The sequence below is a fragment of the Kitasatospora sp. NPDC034035 genome (assembly GCF_055575755.1).
In genome coordinates this window covers 41,105-50,019 of sequence record NZ_JBVISA010000046.1, presented here as the reverse complement: position 1 = coordinate 50,019, position 8,915 = coordinate 41,105, and the positions used below count along the sequence as shown (strand labels likewise).

Below are 8,915 nucleotides of genomic sequence, written 5' to 3'. Positions count from 1 at the left end.
GGGGCCCGGCTGCGCCGGGCGGGTGGCTTGGGCCATTCGCCTGCGGCGAATTCACGGGCAGGCTTTGGCCCCTGACGGGGCAGCAACTGAGGGGGCCTGCGGCCCGGGCCCCGGGGCGCGTTGACGATATGACGAGAATTTCGGGTACAAGGCCCCTCCCCCGGGGCCATCCCCACCGTTGACGATGTGACGCAAAATTCCTGTAGCACCCCTCCCCTCCCTACGGTCGGGCGGCGTTGACGATGTGACGCGAATTTCCGGTACAAGGCCTCCCCCGACGGGGAGGGGGGTACCCGGCCGAGCACCCGTTGACGATATGGCGTAAATCCCCGTTGCAGCGTCTCAACCGGGGACCGGAGGGCCCCTGGCGGGTCCTCCACCGCCAGGCCCTCCGGCAGCCCCGTGCCGGGGCTGCCCCGGGCAGCCATCCCCAGGCCTGGCGCCCCGTGCCGGGGCGAGGCGGGGGACTGGGGCACCGAAGATGCAAGAGCTGGCACCGACCCGGCCCCCGCACCACCCCCGGAATCCGGCCTGAGAACTCCCCGGAAAACAGCCACCGAACCGTCACACCCCACCCCGTCAAAAAGCCCCGGACAGGGGGCAGCACTGGGCGCAGCGCGGGCCGCTGAAACGCATGGAATGTCACCGACCCCCGGCCCCTGATGTCACCGCGCAGACAAACGGAGAAGAGGCCAGAAGTACACCACCGGCCGTCCCTGGAACTCCGGTCATAAACCCACCGCCAAGCACTCTGAATCTCGCCGCCTAATGTCACAACAACCACCAAACCGCTACCCGCTCCTACCGGCCAAAATTACCATCACGGCGCCCTCTCGAACCCTGCGGCCCAACACGACGAGAACAACCAGAACAGCACCGGAAAACAGAGCGGGCCTTCGCAGTGGTCGGGGCCTGACGGCCCCTCGAAAGGGACGGTGGTGTCGCCTACGCGCCGCCGGAAAAGGGCGGGCCAGTATTCGGTGCGGGGCCTGGCGGCCCCGGCACCGAGGTCGTCCCGGCGGCGCCTGCGGCGCCCCGGGCAGGTGCCGGCCAGACCCGCGGCGCGGGTACGGCCGGGGCGACGCGGGCGCGCCGAGGTGGCGCAGCACAGGCCGAGCGGGGCCAGGCGCAGCCTGACCGCCGAGGGGTCTCCCGAGGCAGCATCGGGTGGGTTTTACTCGTGTGGAGCAATGTCTGTCTGCTCACACTAGAGCCTGGACAAGGGGGTACCTGTTGAACGATGTTCCAGATCTTGGGCCCATTCCCCAGCGGGTCGCCGTCAGTGCCGAACAGGCAGGGCGGCTCGTGGCCGAACAGTTCCCACAATGGGCCGCGTTACCTGTGACGGCTGTGGAGAACGGCGGCTGGGACAACCGGACCTTCCGCTTGGGCGACAACATGTTGCTGCGCCTGCCCAGCGCGCAGGAGTACGCCCTGGCCGTGGACAAGGAGCACCGTTGGCTACCCGAGCTGGCACCCGCTCTCCCCCTACCGATCCCGGTGCCGCTGGCGAAGGGAAGTCCTGGTGCGACCTACCCGTTCGCGTGGTCGGTCTATCGGTGGATCGACGGCACACCCGCGACATTCGAGTCAGTCGCCGATCCGATCCGCTTCGCCGAGGACCTGGCCGACTTCGTCGCCGCGTTGCAGCGCATCGATGCCTCGCAAGGGCCACAACCCGGCAAGCACAACTGGTTCCGTGGAGCGACGCTGCGGACCTACGAGACGCAGGCGCTCGGTGCGCTGGACGAGCTGCGCGGCCACATCGACGTCGCGCCGGCACACGAGGTGTGGACTCAGGCGCTCGAAGCGCAGTGGGACGGGACCGACGTCTGGTTCCATGGCGACCTTGCCAAGGGAAACCTCCTCCTTGAGGACGGACAGCTCGCCGCCGTCATCGACTTCGGTACGTGTGGCGTGGGGGACCCCGCTTGCGACCTCGCGATCGCGTGGACCCTGCTCTCGGCCGACGGCCGCGACGTGTTCCGGAAACGGCTGCGCGTCGACGATGCGACCTGGGCGCGCGGACGCGGCTGGGCACTGTGGAAGACGCTCGTCTCGTGCGCCAACAGCCTGGGCCAGGACGGCGCCGACGCCCGTGACGCGCGACGCGTGCTCTCGGAGATCCTCACTGATCGAGGCTGAGGGGGCGTAGGGGCGCGTGGACCCGGTGGGTCCACGCGATTACGCCCAAGCGACCCAAGCGACCGGACGGCCGGGGCAGCGGCCCACACCACGGCCAGCGGAACCCAGCCAGAGCACAGCGCGACGGCGACCAGGACGATGGCGAGGACAGCGGCCACGCGCCCAGGCGCCACTCGATGACACGCGCGAGGTGCCTGCCCGTCACGGCCACAGCACGCCGCCCGATGCCGGGGCGCAGCGGGGCCAGACCAAATCCGGACCGAGCACAGCAAGGATCCTTCAAAGCGAACATCGGCACTTCACCCTAGGGTCTTCTGATGCGGATTCAGATGATTACCGTGAATGGATCCCGCTCCTTTTCCATAAATTCTCTTGGTTGGCCTTTTCTGGCGTTCCGGCCGGTTCGGTGGTGGGGGCGGGGCTCTAGTTGGGTCTCGGCGAGGCGGTGTGCACTGACAGTAACTACCTGGCGGAGGCTGCCGCCTGCCTGGTCCCGCGTGGCGGCTGGGCAAAATGGTCTAGCCAAATCGGCGATCAAGGCCATTTTGGCGTCTCGCGGTGGATCAGGTCACGGGCGTGCATGCTGGTAGCGCTCGGCACATAGACGCCAATGCGGGCCGCCCGGCGTGCCCTCGCCGCCTTGCCACGCTCTCGGCGGTGGATGGCGCAGCAGGAGGATGCCGGGGCCTGGCGGCCCCTGTGTGCGGGGTGTGGGGCTTGGCCGGTGCGCAGGCGATGCGGCCAGCGTGGGGTTACGAGCCGTGGAGCGGGTGGGCGGGGTTCAGGTAGGGGATGACGCCGGAGTAGGACATGCCGAGTGCCGCGGTCAGCAGTTCGATGTCGAGTTGGTTGGCGAGGGTCAGCAGACGGGTGGAGCGCAGGATGCGCGGGAGCAGGCCGACGGGGGTGAGGCTGTCGCGGATGTGGGCGGCGCCGGCGGGGGCGCGGGTGGTGGCGGTGAGGCGGGTGGTGAGGATGTGGGGATTGGCCGATCCGGTGCGGGCGCGGTGGTCCAGGCAGCGCTGAAGGGCGTGCCAGGTCGCGGTGTCGAGTGGGGTGGGTGCCGGGCGGCCGGGGAAGTGCAGCGTGCGGTGGACGGTGTCCACGGCGGCGTCGGTCAGGTGGCGCAGTTCGGTGGTGGTGGCGGCGTGGAGGAGGGCGGCAAGGCCGATGAGGGCTTCGTGGGGGCAGGTGTCCGGGTTGGTGGTCCATCGCTGGTAGAGGGCGCGCTGATGGTCGAGGGTGAGGATAGGGCCGCGGAACCCGCGGTGCTGCGGGGCGTCCAGTGGTGCCGTGGGGTCGTGGAGGATCAGACCGGCGCGGCGGGCGTGGGCGAAGAACTGGCGCAGTCCGGCAAGCCACGCGGCACGGCGGCACGGGTTACGGGCCAGGAACGCCTCCACCTCGTGGGTACCGACGCTCGCCCAGGTGGTGGTGCCCTGGCCGTGCACATGCAGGGCGAAGTCGCGGACGGTGGTCATGCGTACCTCGATGGTCCGAAGCTGCTTGGGGCGCAGGCCGTGCTTGATGGCGTGGGCGCGCTGGGCCAGGAGGTGGTCGACGAAGGCCCGGGCAGCGGGGCGCAGCGGGGCGGGGGTGGCGTCGAGGCGGCGCTGGCGGCGGGCTGCGGCGCGCAGGTCCTCGGTGTCGGTTTCGGGGGTGGGTGGGAGGTGGCCGTGGGTGGTGAAGAAGTCGGTGAGGGCTTGGGCGATTTGGGGGTCGTGGTCGTGTGCGCGGGCGAGGAGCACAACGGGGGTGGGGGCCGGGGTGTGTTGGAGGAGTCGGGCGGTGCGGGCGATGACGTCGCCGGCGTATACGGGGTTGCGGTGGGTGGCGAGATGGTCGCCGAGGTCCTGCCACCACGGCGGGGTGTCGGGGAGGCGGCGGGCCCAGCCCTGAGCGCGGGCGGTCACGGTCCAGGCCGAACGCTGGTAGCAGACCTTGCACAAGCCCTTGATCCACTGGCCGGGCCGTCCGCAGGCCTCGCACGAAGGTGGTGGCGCGGCGGTGCCGGGGTCGCGGGTGCGGCAGGGGCGGCAGTGCTGGGAGGCGGCGTCCAGGATCCGGCGCCGGCCGCAGCGCACGCACGGACCCCGTCCCGGGCCTTGGGCGGCGCGGCGCTCACACGCGGCGCAGCGCTCGGCGCTTGCGCGCCGTGTCCCTGTGCAGCCCGGGCAGGTCCTGGAGCACCAGGCGCAGCGGCCGCTGTCCGGACGCAGCCATCGCACGACGTAGCAGCCGGGGCAGTGGCCCTGTACCGCGCCGGGAACACGGGCGGGCATGGATTACACCTCCTGATGCGGGTGCTCTGTCAGGGAGGTCTGGGTGGCCTCGGACGGTCGGTGTCAGAGCGGCAGAAGCCTCGGATTGGGCGGGCTGTGGCCGACGGCCCGTGAGAGGGCAAGCCACCGGCCGGGGCGGTGAAGGGCGGCCAGGTCGGGGGGTGGTTCACAGGGGCGGGAGAGAACGGTGCGGTGTTCCTGCTGGCCACGTCTGTGCGGAGCAGCGTGGTTCGGTGGGCAGCGCGGGCGCAACCAGCGTGGTTCGTTCCAGGGGCGGCGGAAGCGGGCCGGGCGGCTCGGTGCCTGGGAAGGTGAGGAGGTCGCCGGGTGCGCAGTCGAGGGCGGTGCACAGCGCGGTCAGGGTGGACAGCTTCACCTGCGCCGGCTGCTTCGTGAACAGTGCGGACACCGACGCTGCCGACAGCTCCAGGTGGGCGAGTTCGGCGAGCAGGCAGCGCAGTTGGGTGGCGGTCCACACGCCCCGCTCGGCGGCCGCCATCCGCAGCCTCCAGCGGACACCGGGAGGCGGTTCAGTGGGAGTGTCCGCGGAACGTGGCCTATCCGGGGAAGGGGTGGCGGGGTTGGTCATCGGGGTTCCTCCATCTGGTCAGCCGGCCAGGTCCGCGACGGCAGCGTCGGTGGCGCGCTGCCAGGCGTCCTCGACGAAACGGGCGGAGGGCTTGACGTAGGCCATCGTGGAGGCGATGTGCCGGTGACCCAGGAGGTGCTGCACCGCGATCAGGTCCATCCCCCGCTCGTACTGGTGCGTCGCGCACGCCCGGCGCAGCATGTGCGGGGTGAACCGCTCCCCCACCGGCCGGTCCTCGAAGTCGAGGAGACGGGCCAGGCGGTCGCGGACCGCCTCCGGCTTCAGCGGCGCGCCGCTGGGGTCCGGGAACAGGACGCGGGTGTCGGGGAACAGCGGCCGCACATCCGCCAGGTACCAGGCGAGAACCTGGTCGAGTCCGTCCAACATCGGCGTCCACCTCGGACGCGGGCCGGAGGTGTTCGCGGCCTTCCCGAACCGCACGTGCAACCTGCCCGACGGTCCCTGCCCCGGGTGGACATCACAGCACTCCAGACGCACCACCTCGCCGACGCGCAGCGCCGCCATGTACAGGGTGCGCAGCAGCGCGTAGTCCCTGGCCGCGGCGCGGTAGTCCGCGGCACAGGCGACCCGGTCACGGGCGAAGGCGAAGAACGCGGCCACACGCTCGACCGTGGGCGGGACCCCCACCGAGGGTGAGCCGTCTGCGGTGTGCCGGGCGCGGTTGAACCGGTCCACCGGGCTGCCCACCCGGATCCCGAACCGCGCATAGATGTCCGTCTGGTGGCGCTCGCGCAGGAATTCCAGAAAGGAGCGCAGCGCCTGCACATACAACCGGCGGGTCCCGGGGGCCCGCCCCTGGGTGGTCAGGTGCCTGACCATCGCATCGACGTCCTCGGGACCGATCTCCCACACCGGCCGGTCGAAGCGGGCCATCACCCGCGCGAGGAGCGAGGTGGAGGAACGGATCGTCGACGGCGCGAACCCGCGTACCACCCACGTTGCCCGGAACGCCAGGGCACACGTGTCCTGGAATGCCCACGGATCCGCGTCGGCCAGCGGGCCGGTACCCGGATCCACGACGCCGCCGTTGATCAGACACAGATGACGCCCCACCACCGGTTTCCAGCTCCTGCCCCTCGTGGACGCTCATTCAGGCAGCACCTGAAAGCTACTGGCACCACCAGACGGATCAACGAGCGGCCGAAGGAAACGCAACGCCACCGGCGAACCGACCCCGCGTCCCACACTGGTCACTGGACATCCACTGCGCCTCGTCGCAGACCAGCACGTGGAAGCCGCGGGCCAGGGCGTCCTTGAGGACGGCGTCGAACTCGATCGGCCGCGCGGGCGGATCGCCGGGCAGGCCGAGCGCGCGGAACAGTTCGCGGCACGCCGCGCGAATAGTGGGACGGGTACGGAAGGTGATACAGCGAATACCCCCACCGCCCGTCCCCTGGGCCGCCCTCGGCCACTGGGCGGGGACCGAACAGGCCGGCTCATCCGATGCGCACGCCCCTCCCGCCCTTCAGGCCCGCACGGAACCACCCCGCGTGCCACCAGACAGACAGCGACCGGAGTGGACTTGACGTGTGTACAGCAGTATGGCCACCGGGTGCTGCTGGACCGGGAGTTGTACCTGTCCGAGCAGCACGCGGATGGCCACGGGACGGGCGCCACCCGGCGCTTGCACCGGTCCGATCGACGCCGACCCGGCGGACTGCCTGGCCACCCCGCCTCCCGTCGAGATGGCGGGAGGCGGGGTGGCCAGGCTGGGTGACTGTTCACCCCGGCGGTCCTGTCAGGGAGTCACAACCCCGATCTGGCTCGCGGAGTTCTCGGTGAACCAGAGGTTGCCGTCGGATCCGGTGGCGATCTCCAACGGGTTCGAGCCGGAGGTCGGGATCGACACCTCGGAGATCGTCCCCGACGTCGTGATCTGGCCGATGTCGTTGCTGGCGTTCTCGGTGAACCACAGGTTGCCGTTCGGCCCGGTGGTGATGCCCCACGGGAACGGGAAGAGGGCATCCGTGAGGTTGTAGGCGGTGAACACACCCGCCGTGGTGACCTGTCCGATCTGCGCCGCTCCGGCGTCCGTGAACCAGAGGTTGCCGTCCGGTCCTCCGGTGATGCCGATGGGCAGTGAGGCCAGTGAGGGGACCGCGTACTCGGTGACCGTGCCGCCGGTGGTGATCTGGCCGATGCTTCCGGACAGCACTTCGGTGAACCACAGGGCGCCGTCCGACCCGGCCGTGATGCTCAGCGGGTAGGCGCCGTAGGTCGGGACCGCGTACTCGGTGACCGTGCCGCCGGTGGTGATCTGGCCGATGTTGTTGGCGCCCGGCTCCGCGAACCACAGGGCGCCGTCCGAGCCGACGGTGATGCCCCACGGGTAGGCGCCGGAGGTCGGGAGCGCGTACTCGGTGAAGGTGCCCCCGGTGGTGATCCGGCCGATCTTGTCGACGTTCGACTCGGTGAACCACAGAGCGCCGTCCGGCCCGGTGACGATCCCGGCCGGGCCCGCGTTGGTGGTGGGCACCGAGTACTCGGTGAACGTGCCGCCCGTGGTGACGCGCCCGATCGCGTCGGCGGAGTTCTCGGTGAACCACAGGGCGCTGTCCGGCCCTGCGGTGATGCCGACCGGGGCCGAATTGGCGGTGGGTGTCGCCAGTTCGCTGATGGTGGAGGTCAGCAGGCGGGGCTGCGATCCCCCCGCCTGGGGGTGCTTGCTCGCGAGGCAGCCCACGAGCCCCGCCGGCCCCCGGTGCTGGACACAGGACTTCACCCACGGGCGCAGGCGGGATCCGGGGTGGTGGTGCAGGGACTGGCCGAAGGCGACGGTGCCGGGAGCTCCGACAGCGGCCGTCAGGGCCAGGACGACGAGCGCACGACAAAGCCGCCGGAGGCGGCCAGGATGGCGAGACATGAGACACCTTCCCGGAGAACGTGGCGAGGGCCGGAGCGCCGGTACGACACACACGTCACCGGCGTCGGGCCTGTAGAGGAGAGAGGCGAGGCAGTCGTCCGGTACCGCGACACGCGGCTCAGGGCGACATCGCTTTCGCGGTCGCGCTTCGGACGTACACTCCCCACTGAACGAGCGTCAAAAACAAACGATGAGGCGGAAGTCACGGACTTCCTCTTCAGGATCCATTGATGCACGTATCATCCGACTGCATTTCGCAAATCCTTACTATCTGCCGATGGTGCGTTCGTTTCCCGGCCTGACCTGGCCGGGCTCTCCTCCATGGTCGCGTTCGACCAGATGGAGTAATTGCGTTTAGCTTCCGTGCGTATACGGATATCACTATGGGTCGTCACCGGGGCGATACCCGGGACGGTTGCTGTTCCGGGCTTGGACGACGAAGGAGAGCCCATGCGTATCCGATATTCCGTAGCCGCCGTAGCCGCCGCAGCCGCGATGGTTGTCACCACCGCCGGAGTGGCCAGTGCCGCGCCCGGAGACACGGCGGTCACGTTCTCTGTCTCGGGTGGTTCGTTAGCGATCTCGGTCCCCGCCGGTCCGGTGGGTCTGGGGAGCGGACTGCCCGGAAACTCCGTCAGCGGACAACTGGGCAATGTCACGGTCACCGACTCCCGAGCTCTGCTCACGGCCGCCTGGACCGCGTCCGCGATCTCCACCAGCTTCACGACGGGCGCTGGCACGGCTCCGGAGACGGTCCCGGCCAGCTCGGTCTCCTACTGGTCGGGGACCGCGAGCTCCACCACCGGGGTGGGCGTCTTCACGCCCGGCCAGGCCACGTCGGCCCAGGCCCAGAGCCTCAACGTCAGCCGCACTACCTACAGCCTCACCGCGGGCACCGGCAACAACTCCGCGACATGGAACCCCACGCTCGTCGTCGCGATCCCCGCCGCTGCGGTGAACGGCACCTACACCGGGACGGTGACACATTCGATCGCGTAGCCCAGCCGGCCTGTGG

Annotated in this window: 6 protein-coding genes; 2 read left to right on the top strand and 4 right to left on the bottom strand. The window is 70.2% G+C overall.

Going from position 1 to position 8,915, the window contains the following annotated elements:
- Positions 1 to 1,233 precede the first annotated feature (1,233 nt).
- Positions 1,234 to 2,145 (top strand): aminoglycoside phosphotransferase family protein, encoded by a 912-nt coding sequence (locus tag ACZ52J_RS38870; protein ID WP_465625653.1) that lies wholly within the window; start codon positions 1,234 to 1,236, stop codon positions 2,143 to 2,145.
- A 752-nt stretch (positions 2,146 to 2,897) separates the two neighbouring features.
- Here ACZ52J_RS38870 and ACZ52J_RS38865 read toward each other — a convergent pair.
- The 4 genes from ACZ52J_RS38865 to ACZ52J_RS38850 form a co-directional block, all read right to left on the bottom strand.
- On the bottom strand, positions 2,898 to 4,229 hold the full coding sequence (locus ACZ52J_RS38865) for a hypothetical protein (RefSeq protein ID WP_465625651.1): 1,332 nt from the start codon (positions 4,227 to 4,229) through the stop codon (positions 2,898 to 2,900).
- A gap of 364 nt (positions 4,230 to 4,593) precedes the next feature.
- The gene (locus ACZ52J_RS38860; protein WP_465625649.1) at positions 4,594 to 4,926 is read right to left on the bottom strand and encodes a helix-turn-helix domain-containing protein; all 333 of its coding nucleotides are present in this window, start codon (positions 4,924 to 4,926) and stop codon (positions 4,594 to 4,596) included.
- A gap of 108 nt (positions 4,927 to 5,034) precedes the next feature.
- Positions 5,035 to 6,093, bottom strand: a complete 1,059-nt coding sequence (locus tag ACZ52J_RS38855) for a tyrosine-type recombinase/integrase (protein ID WP_465625647.1) — start codon at positions 6,091 to 6,093, stop codon at positions 5,035 to 5,037.
- Positions 6,094 to 6,775: 682 nt separating this feature from the next.
- A complete protein-coding gene (locus tag ACZ52J_RS38850) occupies positions 6,776 to 7,900 on the bottom strand; it encodes a Vgb family protein (RefSeq protein ID WP_465625645.1) in 1,125 nt (374 codons plus the stop codon).
- Between the two features lie 450 nt (positions 7,901 to 8,350).
- Here ACZ52J_RS38850 and ACZ52J_RS38845 point away from each other — a divergent pair, with 450 nt between their 5' ends.
- Positions 8,351 to 8,899 (top strand): hypothetical protein, encoded by a 549-nt coding sequence (locus ACZ52J_RS38845; RefSeq protein ID WP_465625643.1) that lies wholly within the window; start codon positions 8,351 to 8,353, stop codon positions 8,897 to 8,899.
- The last annotated feature ends 16 nt before the right edge of the window (positions 8,900 to 8,915 follow it).

Coding starts and splice junctions, on each gene's coding strand:
- ACZ52J_RS38860 (WP_465625649.1), bottom strand. CDS start 4,926: ATGGCGGCCGCCGAGCGGGGCGTGTGGACCGCCACCCAACTGCGCTGC.
- ACZ52J_RS38850 (WP_465625645.1), bottom strand. CDS start 7,900: ATGTCTCGCCATCCTGGCCGCCTCCGGCGGCTTTGTCGTGCGCTCGTC.
- ACZ52J_RS38845 (WP_465625643.1), top strand. CDS start 8,351: ATGCGTATCCGATATTCCGTAGCCGCCGTAGCCGCCGCAGCCGCGATG.